Annotated in this window: 13 protein-coding genes and 1 pseudogene; 5 read left to right on the top strand and 9 right to left on the bottom strand. The window is 68.2% G+C overall.

Translation table 11 applies throughout. The features are described 5' to 3' along the window. Positions 1 to 88: 88 nt before the first annotated feature. The 3 genes from JRI60_RS14065 to JRI60_RS14055 all read right to left on the bottom strand — a co-directional run bounded on the left by JRI60_RS14065 (position 89) and on the right by JRI60_RS14055 (position 4,219). Positions 89 to 289, bottom strand: coding sequence for a transposase (locus JRI60_RS14065; protein WP_204226348.1), 201 nt, complete (start codon positions 287 to 289; stop codon positions 89 to 91). Positions 290 to 593: 304 nt separating this feature from the next. Continuing rightward, entirely contained in the window at positions 594 to 3,521 is a 2,928-nt protein-coding gene (locus JRI60_RS14060; RefSeq protein ID WP_239470512.1) for a PQQ-dependent sugar dehydrogenase, read from the bottom strand. Between the two features lie 113 nt (positions 3,522 to 3,634). Next, positions 3,635 to 4,219: a sensor histidine kinase gene (locus JRI60_RS14055; RefSeq protein ID WP_204226346.1), complete on the bottom strand. Its 585-nt coding sequence runs from the start codon at positions 4,217 to 4,219 to the stop codon at positions 3,635 to 3,637. A 479-nt stretch (positions 4,220 to 4,698) separates the two neighbouring features. Between JRI60_RS14055 and JRI60_RS14050 the strand changes: the two are divergent. Continuing rightward, positions 4,699 to 5,469, top strand: a pseudogene (locus JRI60_RS14050) (acyl-CoA dehydrogenase family protein); the annotation flags it as partial. Positions 5,470 to 5,519: 50 nt separating this feature from the next. Here the strand turns inward: JRI60_RS14050 and JRI60_RS14045 are convergent. From JRI60_RS14045 to JRI60_RS14035, 3 genes are all read right to left on the bottom strand, one after another. Then, a complete protein-coding gene (locus JRI60_RS14045) occupies positions 5,520 to 5,729 on the bottom strand; it encodes a hypothetical protein (RefSeq protein ID WP_204226344.1) in 210 nt (69 codons plus the stop codon). Between the two features lie 160 nt (positions 5,730 to 5,889). Then, positions 5,890 to 6,186 (bottom strand): hypothetical protein, encoded by a 297-nt coding sequence (locus JRI60_RS14040; protein ID WP_204226343.1) that lies wholly within the window; start codon positions 6,184 to 6,186, stop codon positions 5,890 to 5,892. A 27-nt stretch (positions 6,187 to 6,213) separates the two neighbouring features. Continuing rightward, positions 6,214 to 6,396: a hypothetical protein gene (locus JRI60_RS14035; protein ID WP_204226342.1), complete on the bottom strand. Its 183-nt coding sequence runs from the start codon at positions 6,394 to 6,396 to the stop codon at positions 6,214 to 6,216. 32 nt (positions 6,397 to 6,428) lie between these two features. On the opposite strand from JRI60_RS14035, the gene JRI60_RS53315 reads away from it, so the two are divergent. The 3 genes from JRI60_RS53315 to JRI60_RS14020 all read left to right on the top strand — a co-directional run bounded on the left by JRI60_RS53315 (position 6,429) and on the right by JRI60_RS14020 (position 8,414). Then, positions 6,429 to 6,569: a hypothetical protein gene (locus JRI60_RS53315; protein ID WP_239470511.1), complete on the top strand. Its 141-nt coding sequence runs from the start codon at positions 6,429 to 6,431 to the stop codon at positions 6,567 to 6,569. A gap of 39 nt (positions 6,570 to 6,608) precedes the next feature. Continuing rightward, positions 6,609 to 7,232 (top strand): transposase, encoded by a 624-nt coding sequence (locus JRI60_RS53310; protein ID WP_239470510.1) that lies wholly within the window; start codon positions 6,609 to 6,611, stop codon positions 7,230 to 7,232. Positions 7,233 to 7,757: 525 nt separating this feature from the next. Continuing rightward, positions 7,758 to 8,414, top strand: coding sequence for a hypothetical protein (locus JRI60_RS14020; protein ID WP_204226341.1), 657 nt, complete (start codon positions 7,758 to 7,760; stop codon positions 8,412 to 8,414). Positions 8,415 to 8,613: 199 nt separating this feature from the next. Here JRI60_RS14020 and JRI60_RS14015 read toward each other — a convergent pair whose 3' ends face one another. From JRI60_RS14015 to JRI60_RS14005, 3 genes are all read right to left on the bottom strand, one after another. Beyond that, a complete protein-coding gene (locus tag JRI60_RS14015) occupies positions 8,614 to 11,118 on the bottom strand; it encodes an RCC1 repeat-containing protein (RefSeq protein WP_275439236.1) in 2,505 nt (834 codons plus the stop codon). Between the two features lie 306 nt (positions 11,119 to 11,424). After that, positions 11,425 to 12,489, bottom strand: a complete 1,065-nt coding sequence (locus JRI60_RS14010; protein ID WP_204226340.1) for a BamA/TamA family outer membrane protein — start codon at positions 12,487 to 12,489, stop codon at positions 11,425 to 11,427. Between the two features lie 7 nt (positions 12,490 to 12,496). Continuing rightward, positions 12,497 to 13,789 carry an alpha/beta hydrolase family protein gene (locus tag JRI60_RS14005; RefSeq protein WP_239470509.1) on the bottom strand — a complete coding sequence of 431 codons (1,293 nt, stop codon included), beginning with the start codon at positions 13,787 to 13,789 and terminating at the stop codon, positions 12,497 to 12,499. A gap of 175 nt (positions 13,790 to 13,964) precedes the next feature. On the opposite strand from JRI60_RS14005, the gene JRI60_RS14000 reads away from it, so the two are divergent. Then, positions 13,965 to 14,564: a TetR/AcrR family transcriptional regulator gene (locus JRI60_RS14000; protein WP_204226338.1), complete on the top strand. Its 600-nt coding sequence runs from the start codon at positions 13,965 to 13,967 to the stop codon at positions 14,562 to 14,564. Positions 14,565 to 14,991: the final 427 nt, after the last annotated feature.

Here is a 14,991-nt window from a genome sequence, read left to right as displayed (position 1 = left end):
CGTCGGCCGACACCCGGACCGGATAGGGCGCATAGGAGCGTGATGGGACGTGGGCCCGGCGGAGGTCGCGGCGGGTCCGTGGTAGTTGTCAGCCCAGCAGGTTCACGAGAGTGGAGCCGTGGACAAGCAGGTTGTGCGCCAGAGCCGTGAGCACGGCCACGCTCGTCACCTTGTCCAGCCCGCGCACCACCAGCTTCTCCAGGCCGTAGTGCTGCTTGAGCTGTGCGTTGACGTTCTCCACCAGACTGGCCCTACCCCGGTACAGCGCCTGGGCTTCTGGTGTTGGCATCCCTGGTGCCTCCGCCTCGGGCAAACCTCACGAGGTTCCACGGCGTCTTCGCTCCAGGCGCCAAACTGCGGCCATTTCTGGTCCCTCAAGCAGGTGAGGAGGAGGCAAGCGCGAGGCTTGAGGTAGCGGCCAGGAAGGAGCCGATGAAGGAGAAGTCGCCGCGAGTGGACTGGGCAGAGTTGCTCAAGAGGACGTTCGACTGGTAAGCCAGGAGCCCCTGTGTGGAGTCTCACCGGGCCGGAAGCCGCTGGGGCTTCCGGCCCGTCTGGGCGCTCCACTTCCCTGGGTCTACGGGGTGGGGGACCTACCTCTTCGCTCCGGGGCAGGTCGCGGGCTCGAGGTAGAAGGCTTCCCACGATCCACCGTCGGTGGCATTGCAGACGCCCCCGTTGCCGCCACTTCCGCTCTGGATGGGAGCGCCGGGGGTGACCTCCTTCCAGTTGCGCGCGGTGCCCGTCGACGATTCGAAGCCATAGCGATTGCGGCCGCCGTAGACGCCGCAGGCGTGGCGCGTGAACGGCTCCGCCGTGCCAAGCGTGGCGTTCACGGTGAGCTGGTTCGCGACCACCGCCAGGTACGCGCCGCTCGCGCCTCGGAGCTTGTATTGCGTGCCGCTCGTGACGAGCTCGAAGACCTCGCCACCGGTCTGCGTCGTGCTGAGGGCGGCCACCTTGCCCGTGCCGTCGACGGTGAGCCAATTGTCGGTGCGCTCGCTCTGGATGCGGAAGCAGCCCGCGCTGCTGCCGGCCTCGATGGTGCACGTCGCATTGCAGCCATCGCCCGAGCTGGTGTTGCCGTCGTCGCACTGCTCGCTGCCCTCGACGGTGCCGTTGCCGCACACCGGGCCGGTGCTGCTCCCCGGGCAGGCCACCGGTTCGAGGTAGAAGCCCTCCCAAGCGCCGCCATCGGCCGCGTTGCAGGCGCCGCCATTGCCGCCGTCACCGCTCTGGATCGGCTCGCCCGGCGTGGCTTCCTTCCAGTGGGGCGCGCTTCCCGACGAGGCCTGGAAGCCGACACGCGTGCGCCCGCCATAGCCGCAGGGAAGCTGCGTGAACGACTCCGCGCTGGAGAAGTTTGCGCTCATCGTGAGCTGGTTTGACACCACCGCCAGGAACGCGCTGCCCGAGCCCTTGAGCTTGTACCGGGTGCCGGTCGGAACGAGCTGGAAGATCTGCCCCCCGGCTTGCGTCGTGCTGCCGGCGACGACCTTGCCCGCGGTGTTGACGGTGAGCCACTTGTCCGTGCGCTCGCTTTGAATCTGGTAGCAGCTCCCGCCCGAGGTCTCGACGAAGGTGGCCGTAAATGTGGCCGAGCTGCCAGGCGTGGTGAAGGTATGCGATTGCGCGCCGCCGTCCGACCACGACGAGAACGCCCAGAATTTTCCGTTCGCGTACTGCGGTGAGTCGACGCCCACCGAGCGGATGACGCCGACCACGCCGACCGTGTTGTGCGGCGCCGTGAACGGCTGCCCGTCCATCAGCACCTGCAGCCCGAACGGCACGGTGTGCACCGTGATCGGCACCGTGACCGGATAGACGTCGCGATACGTCGTGTGGGTGAGGCCGATCGAGTCGCGCACCGTGAGCCACACGCGATACCAGACGTTGGACGAGCTCTCGCCGACGTTCGGGATCAGCCAGCTCCCGCTCGCGATGCCAGTGGTATCGGGCATGGCTGGGTGCGTGTGGGTATCGTGGTGGAAGACGATGCTCCAGGTCATCGCGCTCGGCGGCAGCGAGCCATCCTCCTGGTCGCTGGCCGAGCCGGAGAACGTCAGGTTGGTGGCCGCGGTGTAGGTCGCGCTCGCGCCCGGTGTCACGATCGTGGCCACCGGCGGCTTGTTGGACGTCACCGTCAGCACCGCCTCGGCGCTGGTGGTCGAGCCAAGCCCGTTGGTCACGACCACGCGGAAGCGCGCGCCACTGTCGGCGAGCTGCGCGGAGTTCAGCACGTAGCTCGGCGACGTCGCACCGGCGATGTTCACGCCGCCCCGCTGCCATTGATAGGTGAGCGGCGGCTCTCCGCTCGCCGAGACCGTGAAGGTCGCCGGATAGCCGACCGACACCAGCGCGTTCGCTGGCTGCTGAGCGATGCTCGGCGGCAGCGACGCCGTGTAGGCGATGCGACCCACCTGGCCCGAACCGCGCGCCAGATAGTAGAGCGCGCCGTCGGGCCCCACGTCGAGATCCACAGGCCCCGCGATGTCCGTCGCGAACAGCGAATTCGCGCCGGAGTTGGGGTCGATGCGCCTGATCCAGTTGTTGGTGTAATCCGCGAAGAAGTACTGGCCGTAGTATGCGCCGGGAAACGCCGAGGTCGGTGGGTTGTAGAAGGCACCGCCTGCAATGCAGTTACCGGCGGCCGTACCGGTGCCATGCGGGTACGCGAAGAACGGCTGCGTGAGCTCCGGGCGATTCGTGAAATAACCTTCCGTGAACGGCCAGCCGTAGTTGGCACCGGCCTGGCCGCGGTTGATCTCCTCCCAGCCGCCTTCGCCCACGTCGTTGATGAACAGGGTCCCCGTGCCGGGCTGAACGGCGAAGGTGAAGGGATTGCGCAGACCCAGCGCCCAGGTCGCCTTGGCGAGCCCCGTGGCGGTCGCGTAGAACGGATTGTCGGTGGGGATGGTGCCGTCCGGGTTGAAGCGCAGCAGCTTGCCGAGCGGCGTGTTCAGGCTCTGCGAGTTGGAGGAGACCGCGTTTTCGCCGACCGAGACGTAGAGCTTGCCGTCGAGTCCGAAGTGAACCGCGCCGCCGTTGTGGTTGGCGGCGTCGAGCGTCGGAAAGTCGGCGAGCACCAGCTCGCTCCCGGGCACCGCCACATTGCCGTTGGCGGTGAAGCGGCTCAGGCGATTGTGAATGGTGCCGTCGTCTGCCGTGTAATAAACATACAGGTAATGGTTATGGGGGAAGTTGGGATCGAACGCGATGCCCATCAGCCCGCGCTCGTTGTCATCGTCCACGGTGAGCGCCACGAACGGAGTCGGCAGAAGCTGGCCGTTCTCGACGATGCGCAGCGAGCCGTTCTTCTCCGAGACGAACAGGCGCCCGTCGGGCGCGAAGGTCATGGTGGTCGGCCCCTGGAGGCCGTTGACGAAGACGGAGTCGGCGAAATTGGCGTCTTGAATGACCGCGCCCGCGCGCACAACCTCGAGCTCCGGCGTCGACGGCGCCGACGATGTCGAGCAGCCTACGACAAGGGAGCAGACCGCGAACGCTGCGAAAAGTGGCATGGGAGACCATGCCCGTACACTCCTGCGCACCTGTGATTGCATTGCTGCCTCTTCCGGTTGAACAGGCTCACGCAGCTCGTTGGCAGCGTGAAGGTGGGTGTGGCAATCCGGTACTATCTCGAAAGCGCGTTCACCGGGAACAACATTCGCTCGAGCGTCACCGAGAGCGGCGCGCCGGCGCCATACTTGATCGCGTTGTCGACGAGGTTGGTGAACACCTGCTCGACACGCAGCTTCGCGGAGCGAGCGGTCAGGGAGGGCGGCGCGTGCAGTTCCAGCGATGAGCCCGCGCGCTGCGCCTCCGGCTCGAAGCGCGTCACCACGTCCCGAGCGAGCACCGCCAGATCTGTCGGCTCCAGCTCCATCCGGAACCGCCCGGAGGAGATCCGCGACACGTCGAGCAAGTCGTTGACCAGCGCGGCGAGCTTGTCGATCTGCCGCTTCGCGCTTTCGGTGTACGCGCGCACTTGTTGCACGAAAGGTGAGTCGGCCTGTTTGTCGAGAGTGCGCGCGAGCCCTTGGAGGCGGATCGCCATGGGCGTGAGCGGCGTCTTGAGCTCGTGGCTCGCGACCGAGAGAAAGATGTCGCGCGCCTCGACGGCCTCCTTGAGCGCGGTGGCCTGGCGGCGCTGCTCATCCACGTTGGTGTTGGTGCCGAACCAGCGGACGATCTCTCCATGCGTGTCGCGCTCCCTCAAGCAGGTGAGGAGGAGGCAAGCGCGAGGCTTGAGGTAGCGGCCAGGAAGGAGCCGATGAAGGAGAAGTCGCCGCGAGTGGACTGGGCAGAGTTGCTCAAGAGGACGTTCGACTTAGACGTGTTCGTCTGCGTGAGGTGTGGAGGCAGGCGTCGGGTGCTGGCGTACGTGAAGGGAGGGGGTGGAGTGCGAGCGATTCTAGAGCACCTGGGCCTGGCCACGGCAGGTGCGGGGCTGGCCCCGGCGCGAGGGCCCCCCCAGACCGCGTGGTATTGAGGCTCAAGCCGCCCCAGCCAAGAGAGCCAGTCCCCTGCCGCGCACCTCATGGGAAGGCGGCCTGGGCCGACGTGTATCCCAAGGGGCTGCGCGGCTTCTCCACCCGCCTGGCGTACTGCTCGGGCGGCCCCGTCAGCGGCCCTCCTCGGCTCCTGCGCTCCAGCCCTCTCCCTCTACATGGCCTCTCTCCCGCCTATACGCCCCACATGGCCGTGACGAACATGTGCGCGGAGCTCATCCACGCCTTCGGCACGGACGCGCAGCGCGAGAAGTTCGTCACGCGGCTGACGTCCGGTGAGGCCATTGCCGGCTCCTTCGCGCTGTCCGAGCCGCACGCGGGCTCGGACCCGGGCGCGATGCTCACCTCGGCGGTGAAGCGCGGCGACACGTACGTCCTCAACGGCAGCAAGCAGTGGATTACGTCCGGCGCGTACGCCGGCGTCATGGTGGTGTGGGCGCGCACGTCCCCGACGGGCAACAAGGGCCTGTCCTGCTTCATCGTGGAGGGCGGGACGAAGGGCCTCATCATCGGGAAGCACGAGGACAAGATGGGGCTGCGCGCCTCGAACACGGTGTCGCTGACGTTCGAGGACTGCGTGATTCCGGCGGAGAACCTCCTGGGCCAGGAGGGGCAGGGCTTCCGGCTAGCGATGACGGCGCTGGACGGCGGCCGCATCGGCATCGCCTCGCAGGCGTGCGGCGTGGGCCGGGCGGCGCTGGACGCGGCGGTGGCGTACTCGAAGGACCGCAAGGCCTTCGGTCAGTCCATCGGCGACTTCCAGGGCCCGCGCTTCATGATGGCGGACATGAAGACGCAGTTGGAGGCGGCGGAGCTGCTGCACGGCGGCTACGGCTACATCGACGAGTTCCCCGTCGAGCGGTACTTCCGCGACGCCCGCGTGCAGACCATCTACGAGGGCACCAGCGAGGTGCAGCGGCTGGTGATTGCTCGCGAAACGTTCAAGCTGCTGGGTTGATGCACGAGCCGCGGGGCTGGCTGGCCAGCCCCGCGCTCAGAGCCGCGTCCTCAGTTGTAGCAGGCGCACACCCTGCCGGCCTGGCAGAAGCCATACGCGAAGCCGGCTTCCACGCACTGCGGCACGCAGTAGTCGTTGCAGCTGATATCGAGCGGCACCTGCTGCGCGCCCGGAACGGCCTGGGTGGCACCGAACGACACGACGAAGCCCGCGGCGACCGCGAGCAGGACCTGGGCTGCCTTCTTCGTGGAGCGAATCATGGTGACCTCGGTGAAGGGGAAGGGACTATGCCACCGTTATCGCGGACCGAGGTCCAATTTCCGTCGGCCGTGACGCAACGCTGGGTCGCGAAGCGCCACGGCCCCCACTTACCGCGGTGCTTCAGCGCGCCGAGGCACTCGCGCGCCGACGGGACCGGGCCTACGGGGACGGCGGCACCTTTTTGATGAGGATGACCGAGTCGTTGAAGGTGCGGTTGCCGCCCGCGTTCTGGTCCTCCCAGCCGACAATCCAGACGTTCGGGTTCTGCTGCGGCGTCGCGATGAGGGCATGGGGCGTACGCTGGCCGTAGCTCCGGATGGTCTGCACCTGGGGATTGCCGAAGACGACGTTTCCATAGGTGCTCGTCGCCAGGCGGTAATAGGCGCCCGAGCTCAACCACTCGGTGCCCAGGTTCTTGGTGGCGACCTGGGTGTCCAGCTGCTGGTAGACGTCCATGTTGAGCAGCGTCTTGGAGAAGAAGTACTAATGCCGCCCCAACTCCCTGTCCCAGGCAGCCAACTGCACGGTCACCGTGTATTTGTCGGCGCTGGAGATCGACTCGAACTTCTTCGGGGGAAGCGCGGAGAGGCGCTCGCGCAGGAAGTCCGTGTCCCTGAGCACCTCGCGGTGTTTGAATTCGGTGTCCTCCTCCACCAGGACAGGCATCAACCGGAGCACGGCCTCCAGGCGAGGACGGCGTGCGCTTCGAGCCATTGCCTCCGCCCACGCAAGCAGAGGTGGAGCGGCTGCTGCGGGTGGTGCGTCACCGGGTGCTGCGCCTGCTGGAGAAAAGAGGGGCCCTCCCCGCCCAAGGGCCCGAGGACGCGCAGCAGGCCTAGCAGGCACACTCGCTACAGCAGCGGCTGCGCTGGACGGAGATGGACGCCCGGCCCCCTCCCAGAAAGCAGCCCCGGTGCGCCTTCCTGGAGGGATTCTCCCTGCATGCCAACACGCACCTTCATGCGAACGACAGGCAGGGTCTGGAGCGGCTGTGCCGCTACGGGGCACGCGGTGCGCTGGCGCTGGAGCGTTTGTCACGAGCGGAGGACGGCCGCATCGCCTACCGAATGAAGCGCCCGCTGCCGGACGGCACCACGCACCTGCTCTTCACCGGGCTGGAATTCTTACGGCGTGTGGTGTCCCTGGTGCCTCCGCCTCGGGCAAACCTCACGAGGTTTCACGGCGTCTTCGCTCCAGGCGCGCACCTGCGGCCATTTCTGGTCCCCCAAGCAGAAGAGGAGGGGGCGAGCGTGGCGCCTGAGGCAGCGGCCAGCAAGGAGCCGATGAAGGAGAGGACGTCGGGAGTGGACTGGGCGGCGGTGCTCAGGAGGACATTCGACTTCGACGTATTCGCCTGCGTGAGGTGTGGAGGCAGGCGGCGGGTGTTGGCGTACATGAAGGAGGCGGGAGGCGTGCGCGCGATTCTGAAGCACCTGGGCCTGCCCACGGCAGGTGCGCGCCTGGCCCCGGCGCGAGGGCCACCCCAGGCCTCGTGGTGTTGAGGCTCACGCCGCCCCAGCCAGAAGAGCCCCTACCGCGCACCTCCTGGGTGGGCGGCCTCGGCCGGCGTGTACCCCCAGGGGCTGCGCCGCTTTTGCTCCGGCCTGGCTCACAGCTCGGCCGGCACCCGTCAGCGGCCCTCCTCGGCCCCTCTGCACCAGCCCTCCCCCTCAACACGGCCTCTATCCTGCCTATACGCAGCACCAGTGCTCCCGCGGCCTGTTCTACCAGGGCGGCGGCTTCTTCGAACCGCTCCTCGCGAAGGGCTTGTCGCGCGCGAACCAGCAGGTCGGATGAGGAGGAACTCTTGGAGATCATGGTGCGAGAATTCATAGCAACCCAGAGGAGGGCAGCAATGACCTAGAATGGGCGGCATGCCCATCCGAGCTCGACGCAGCCATCCCCTCCGCACGACCCCGTTCGCCTGGCTGATGGTAGCGGGCCCTCTGGTCAGCAGTTGCAAGTCTTCGGAGGCGCCAGCCGCCGTGGAAGCAAAGGCACTCCCTGACGCGGGGGCGCCTCCCTCAGTGATTGCCGATGCGGGGGCTCGTCCGGAGGCGGTCGCCCCCAGCGCGAAACCCTGGTGGGCCTCGATCGGGTTCGCCTCCGAGGAAGAGGCCCGGGCCCAGTGGGTAGACGCCGTGAAGGCACAAGAGCGTTTTCTCTCCGCGCTTCCCGCCAACGCGAAGGCCTCGCTCCGCAAGGCGGCCCCCGACTTCACCCCGCTCGGTATCCTGGATCCATCCGCGGAAGGACCGGAGGCAGTCAAGGGCGACTTCAATTGCGACGGCACCGTGGACTATGCGCTACCAGGCCTGAGTTCCCAGTCGGAGCTCGCCCGGGGGTTGACCTCCGAACCCAATCCTTCCGGCCCTCGATTGGAGACCCTGTCGCGCGAGCTCCGTCGGTTCAGGTACGACGATGCGGCCGAGGTCCGGGTGGGTCTGAGCAGTCCGTCCGGTCTGAAGTGGCAATCATTTCCGGGCAGCCAGCCGAGCAACCGCGGACCGTTGCCCGCGGACCGCACGCTGGGTTGCACCGAGGTGACACCCAAGGATGTCGATGTGAACTGGGCGCAGAAGCACCGCTGTGATGTCCTCTATATCGGGTGCTGCGAGAAGGACGGGCGCTTTCTGCTCTGGGATCAGCGGTCGCGTAAGTTGCACAACGTCGGCGGTTGCTGAGCCCGCAGAAGGTGTCCGCAGAAGGTGTCAGAGGATTTGTACGCGCCGCAGAAGGTGTCAGAGGATTTGTACGGGAGGACGGCCGGCTCGTTGCGGTGATGCCCCCCTCGATAGCGGCAGGCTCCGACTCGAATCCTCTGACACCTTTCCCGCCTTTCCCAGGGGAGTCTGGACGTGCCCTCCCCGGCGCCGTGGGGCTTCACGGGAGGGAGACGGGCCCGGGGGTTGGATTGGCGGCCTCGGTCCCGTTGCCGAGCTGGCCGTTCGAGTTGCTGCCCCAGGCCAGGAGGGTGCCGTCACCGAGCAGGGCCAGGGAGTGGGAGGAGCCCGTGGCGACAGCGGTGAGGCCGGGCAGCGAGGACACCTGGGTGGCGGTGAGGCGGGGAGAGGTGGTCCCATCGCCCAGCTGGCCGTAGAGGTTGTAACCCCAGGCCAGGAGGGTGCCGTTCTCGCGGAGGGCCAGGCTGTGGCTGAAGCCGGCGGAGAAGGCGGTGATGCCCGTCAGCTCGGGCACGAGGAAGGGGGTGCGGCGGTGGGTGGTGGTCCCGTCGCCGACCTGGCCGTATTGGTTCCAACCCCAGGCCCAGACGGTGCCGTCCTGGCGCAAGGCCAGGGTGTGGCCCCCGCCAACGCGGAGGGCGGTGATGCCGGTCAGCCCGGACACCGGGGCAGGCGTGGTGCGCGGGGTGGAGGAGCCATCGCCGAGCTGGCCAACGCCGTTGGCACCCCAGGCCCAGATGGTGCCGTCGTTGCGCAGGGCCATGGAGTGCTCGACGCCCGCGAAGAGGGCGGTGACATCCGTCAGCCCGGACACCTGGACAGGGGAGGTGCGCTGGGTGGTGGTTCCATCGCCGAGCTCCCCTGAGAAGTTGAAGCCCCAGGCCCAGACGGTGCCGTCGTTGCGCAGGGCCAGGGAGTGGGACACGTTGGCGGAGAGGGCGGTGATGCCGGACAGCCCGGGCACCTGGACGGGGGTGGAACGCCGGGTGGTGGTTCCGTCGCCGAGCTGGCCGTGGTCGTTGCTCCCCCAGGCCCAGACGGTGCCGTCGTTGCGCAGGGCCAGGGTGTGGTTCCAGCTGCTGGCGAGGGCGGTGATGCCGGACAGCCCGGGCACCTGGACGGGGGTGCGGCGGGGGGTGGTGGTCCCATCTCCGAGCTGACCCGAGCTGTTGCTGCCCCAGGCCCAGACGGTACCGTCGTTGCGCAGGGCCAGGGTGTGACGGTCGCCCGCGAGGATGGCGGTGACGCCCGTCAGCCCGTGTACCTGGACGGGAGTGAAGCGGTGGGTGGTCTTCCCATCACCGAGCTGCCCGAAGGCGTTGTCCCCGCAGGTCCGGACCGAGCCGTCGTCGAGCAGGGTCAGGGAGTGGTTGGAGCCGGCGGCGATGGCGATGACCCCGGTCAGTCCGGGCACCTGGACAGGAGTGTTGCGCGGGGTGGTGGTCCCATCGCCGAGCTGACCCAAGTCGTTGTTCCCCCAGGCCCAGACGGTGCTGTCATTGCGCAGGACGAGGGAGTGGTAGCTGCCGGCGGCGACGGCGGTGGCGCCCGTCAGCCCGGGTACCTGCACGGGAGTGGAAATCGCCCAAGGGGTGGGCTCATTGCCGGGCTGACCCACCAGGCCGGCCTGTCCCCAGCCCCAGACGGTGCCGTCGTTGCGCAGGGCCAGGGCGTGTGTGAGGCCAGCGGCCAGGGTGGTGGTCCCCGTCAGCCCGGACACCTGCACGGGAGTGGAGCGTTGGGTGGTGGTCCCATCGCCGAGCTGGCCGTAGTCGTTGAGTCCCCAGGCCCAGACGGTGCCGTCCTGGCGCCGGGCCAGGGAGAAGCCGAAGCCGGCGGCCACGGCGGTGACGTCCGTCAGCCCAGGCACCTGGACGGGGGTGGAGCGCGAGGTGGTGGTTCCGTCGCCGAGCTGGCCGTAGTTGTTGAGGCCCCAGGTCCAGACGGTGCCGTCCTGGCGCACGGCCAGCGAGTGGTAGGAGCCGGCGGCCAGGGCGGTGACGTCTGTCAGCCCAGGTACCTGGACGGGGGTGGAGCGCGAGGTGGTGGTGCCGTCGCCGAGCTGACCCGAGCTGTTGCTGCCCCAGGCCCAGACGGTGCCGTCCTGGCGCACGGCCAGCGAGTGACTGAAGCCGGCAGCCAGGGCGGTGACGCCCGTCAGCCCGGACACCTGGGCAGGCGTGGCGCGCGCGGCGGTGCTTGTCCCATCACCGAGCTGGCCCGAGTTGTTGCTTCCCCAGGCCCAGACGGTGCCGTCGGAGAGCCGGGCCAGGGAGTGGGTGTCGCCACTGGCGATGAAGAGGGCACGGCAGCGAAGGATGGAGAGGGGGAAGGACCTGGAGTCGGAGCCACCCTGCTCGTCGGAGACGGTGACGGTGAGGGTGACGTCGCCGGTGCCGCGGCCGGAGCAGGCGGGGGCGCTCCACGTCACCTCGCTGGTGGTCTCCGTATCGTTCCGGGTGCCGAGCGTGCCCGCGCTGGCTTCCCAGGAGAAGCGGAGCGAGCGGCTCTCGGTATCCCGCGCCGTCACGCGAAGGGTGACCGTCTCCAGGGCCTGCACCTGGGTGGCGGACTGCGTGCCCTCCAGGACGGTGGGGGGCGTATTGGGTCTGGCTTCTTCACAGCCCGTGCTGGCGGCGAGCAGCAGTACGGCCATTGCCCCCAGGAAGCGCTTCGTCTTCCACGTCCACAGCATCTGCCTCATGGCCACCTCCTGGCATCCAGGGTTTCAGGGTCCCTTAGGCATAGGCCTCATCAGGGCCCCTATCCGTTTCTCGCTCGGGAGCCGCAGCTCTCGCAAGTCGGTGACGTCAAGGTGCCAATCCGATGTCCACAGGCCACACAAGACCGGAACTTCGGCGGCTGCATGGCGGCCTGCGCTCGGATGGCCGCAAGTGACTCATGGGTTGCGGACGGTCCAAGCTCCTGCAGCACGGACTCTCTGACGATTGCCCTCCCCCTCAACACGGCCTCTATCCTGCCTATACGCACCGGCGCCTGGACATGTGCCTCAGAAGGCCTCGCCCACGTTCAGGTAGAAGCCCAGCTCCGTGCCGTAGGCCACGTCGAGCCGGATGTTCACCGGCACGTCGGCGAGGGGCGCGAGCCTCAGTCCCACGCCCCCCGCGGGCTTGAGCTCCCAGGTCTCGGGGCCCCCCAGGCTCCGGGCCACCGTCGCCGCGGAGGCGAAGGCCACTGCGCCCAGCCGCCAGAAGAGGGGCGCGCGGTACTCCACCTGTGCGGCGAGGTGCTGGCGCTCGCGGAAGCGCCCCTCCAGGTACCCCCTGCCCAGCTCCATGCCCCCGAGCCGCCCCGTGTCGTAGAAGGGTGGCTCGCCGCGGCGCAACTCCACCAGGCCCTGCATCGCGAGCACGTGCCGCTGGCCCCATGGGAGTGTGATGTACCGCCGGGCGTCCAACCGGAGCAGGTCGAACGTGTAGTCCGAGCCCCAGTCCGCGCTGGCCCTGCGCAGGTTGAGCCGCATCAGGAATCCCGTCGTGGGGTTCAGGGTGTTGTCTCGCGAGTCATAGAGCGCCATGAGGCCGAGCTGGAGCGTTCCCCCTCCATGGGCGCCCGTCATGGTGCGCAGGGCGCCGTCCTCCTCCATCTGGGTGATGCGCACATACTGGTGACGCAGCGTGGGGCCGAGGTACAGCCGGGGCGCGACACGCCACTTCGGGCTCAGCTCGAGCTCGAGGAAGATGGGCGTGAACTCCTCCACGTCCTCGGCCCGCGTGTTCGCGCCCATGCCGAAGAAGCGGTCCGGAAACCGCGCCACACTGGCGGTGGCCGTCAGGTTGAGCCGGTCGTCCAGGAAGTACACGTCCGGTTGCAACAGCAGCGTGAACTGCCCGCGCACGCTCGCGGCGGCGCTCAGCAGCACCTGGGACTCCCGGCGGCCGCTGGCCACCGGGGGCTGGTACACGAACGAGGCCGCGCCGCCGAGCAGGAAGCTCGTCTCCGGCTGGTACGCGGGCAGGACGAAGGGGACCACGCTGAACTGTCCGCGCTCCTCTTGCGGAGCCGTGGCGAGGACGATGCCGAGGGTGGCCGAGAGAAGGGTCAGGGAGGTCATCTCGGTCTCACACGTTCTCGTCGAGCCAGTCGAACAGCCGCTGCTCCGCCAGTGCCGTGGATGCTGCCTGGCAGTGGAGGGGCGCGGCCTCGTCCCGGGTGAAGGTCATCAGGTGCTTGGGCCCGCGCAGCGCGTCGTAGAGCTTCTGGGACTGGCCGGGCGACGCGTCCTCCGCCTCCCCCTCCATGATGAGCACCGGGCAGCGGATGCGGTCGACGACGGACTCATTGTTGAACTCCTCCAGCTTGCGGAAGAGCTCGGAGGGCGTGCGGGCTCCATGCTTCCAGAACACGTCGCGCAGCCAGTACTTCGCGGTGGGCCAGCGCTCCGCCAGCCCGAGGATCGCCTGATCGAACCGCTCCGGGTGCGACTTCAGCAGGGAGAGCGAGCCCGGGAGGAAGCGGTTGAAGTGCCCGCTCGTGGACTCCCACCAGCTCAGGACGCCCGGATTGGCGATGCACAGGGCGATGCGCGGCTCGAAAGCAGCCGCCCGGGGGGCCAGCGCGCCTCCGAACGACAGACCCATCAGCAGGATGCGGCGCGGGTCCACGCCGCTGATGCGCTCGGCCGCGTCCACCACCGGGCTGACCGCCTTCTCCCAATCGGGCCGGAAGCTCAACCGCTTCTCGCGCAGCGCCCGTCCCTGGCCCGGCCCGTGGAAGAGGAGCACGTGGTAGCCCCGCTTGTGCGCGCCGTCCCAGACCCATTTCGTCTCCTCCGGCCAGGCATGCAGGCCCTGGTGGAGCAGGAGGATGGGGGCGCTCGGCTTCGCGTACGGCGAGCGGAGGAAGTAGGCGGGGAGGGTGGTGCCCTCGTAGGGGATGTCGAGCGGCTGCGCCAGATAGCCGAGCAACGCGTTCGACTTCTCGAACGTGGTGACGGCGTTGTGCGTCACCTCGAGCAGCCGCGGATCCGCCGTGTTGGTGTAGTGCATCGTCGCCGCTCGGTAGTAGTTCGCGGCGCGCGCGTAGGCCTGGCCCGCGCTCAGCGCGTGGCCCTTCGACTCGGCGGTGCTGGCGACGCCGTGGACCCGCCGCGCCGTCTGGAGCCACGCCTCGAACCAGCTCCGCTCGTCGCCGGGCTGGATGCGTTGGGCCGTCTCCAGCACGTCGCCCACGTCGCTCTGCCCGTGCGCGGCGTGGCCCAGGAACCACAGCAGCTGGTTGTCCATCAGCCCGTCTCCGGACATGCGCAGGTCGTACCAGGCGTCGCTTCGCGGGTTGATGCCGATGACGTCCGTCGAGGCTGGCTCCAGCGCCCTCCGCGTGCCCACCGCCGCCGCGGCTCCTCCCGCGAACAACCCCGCTCCCACCAGCACGCTTCGTCGGGTGAGCCTTCCTGCGCTACTGTTGCCACCAGGGTGAGTCATAGGATTCAATCTCCGGATTCAATCGGTTGATTGAATCGATAGATTGAATCGGGCCGTGGTGTCAAATGCACGGCGTGAACACGTGTTATTTCAAGGGGTTGAAGGGATGGGTAGCAAGGAGCAGGAGACCCGGGAGCGCATCCTCGCGGCGACCATCACCTGCATCGGGCGGGACGGGCTGGACGCCACCGGCATCCGGGAGATCGCCCGCGAGGCGCAGGTGAACAGCGCGGCGATCAGCTACTACTTCCGGAGTAAGGAGAAGCTGCTGGCGCAGGCGCTCGAGCGGACGCTGGAGGAGGCGTTCGGGAACGTCCTCGCGGATTTCGACCGCCTCCGGGCCGAGGGGCTCGGCATTCGCGAGGCGTTCGAGACCCTGCTCGAGGACATCGTGAGCAACACGACGCGCTACCCGCGCATCGCGCATGCGCACTTCCACGAAGCGCTCGTGCATCAGCGCTACGACGGCGCCGCCATCCAGCGCCTCAACACGTTCCTTGGGGAGCTGGCCTCGCGGCTCGCCCCGGTCACACCTCACCTGTCGGAGAGCGGGCTGCGGCTGGCGTTGACCCAGCTCTGGTCCTCGCTGTCGCTGCTCTCGATGATGCCGAGGCTGTTCGATCCGTTCATCCGGCTCGACTTCGGTTCGCTCGAGACGCGACGGGCCTGGGTGAAGCAGTCCTCGCGGTTCCTCTTCACTCCCTGAGCTGCTCACGGTGCGAGCCAGGGTGCCTGCTACAAACCACGTCCCACTCGCGGTTCCGTAGCTCAGTTGGATAGAGCGGCGGTTTCCTGACCCTTGAAAGGCCGCCTGGCCCTTGGGTGGGTCCCTCGAAGAACCCGAGATGCCTGGACGCTGGATTTCATCCAGGCCTCCCGGCTTGCCCCTCCGCTGGGGCTGCATTCCCGCGCCCTCCGCCCATCACAAGGTGTCCTTCGTTCATCTCTCTCGTAGAGGGGAGACGATGGACGCTGCACCAGGAGACCAGGGGCATCAGGTGGGTGCTCGCATCAAGAGTGTGACGCTGGGAGAGGCGGCATGCCAGTCGCATGGCTGCCCTTCTTCCTGCATGGGTTGCGCGCTGCGTGGCACGAACCCCAAGTTTTCCTGAAGGGGGCGTTGAATCGACAAG

This window comes from Archangium violaceum (genome assembly GCF_016887565.1).
In the GTDB taxonomy this organism is placed as follows: domain Bacteria; phylum Myxococcota; class Myxococcia; order Myxococcales; family Myxococcaceae; genus Archangium; species Archangium violaceum_B.
This window is presented reverse-complemented; position numbering and strand designations above follow the sequence as displayed.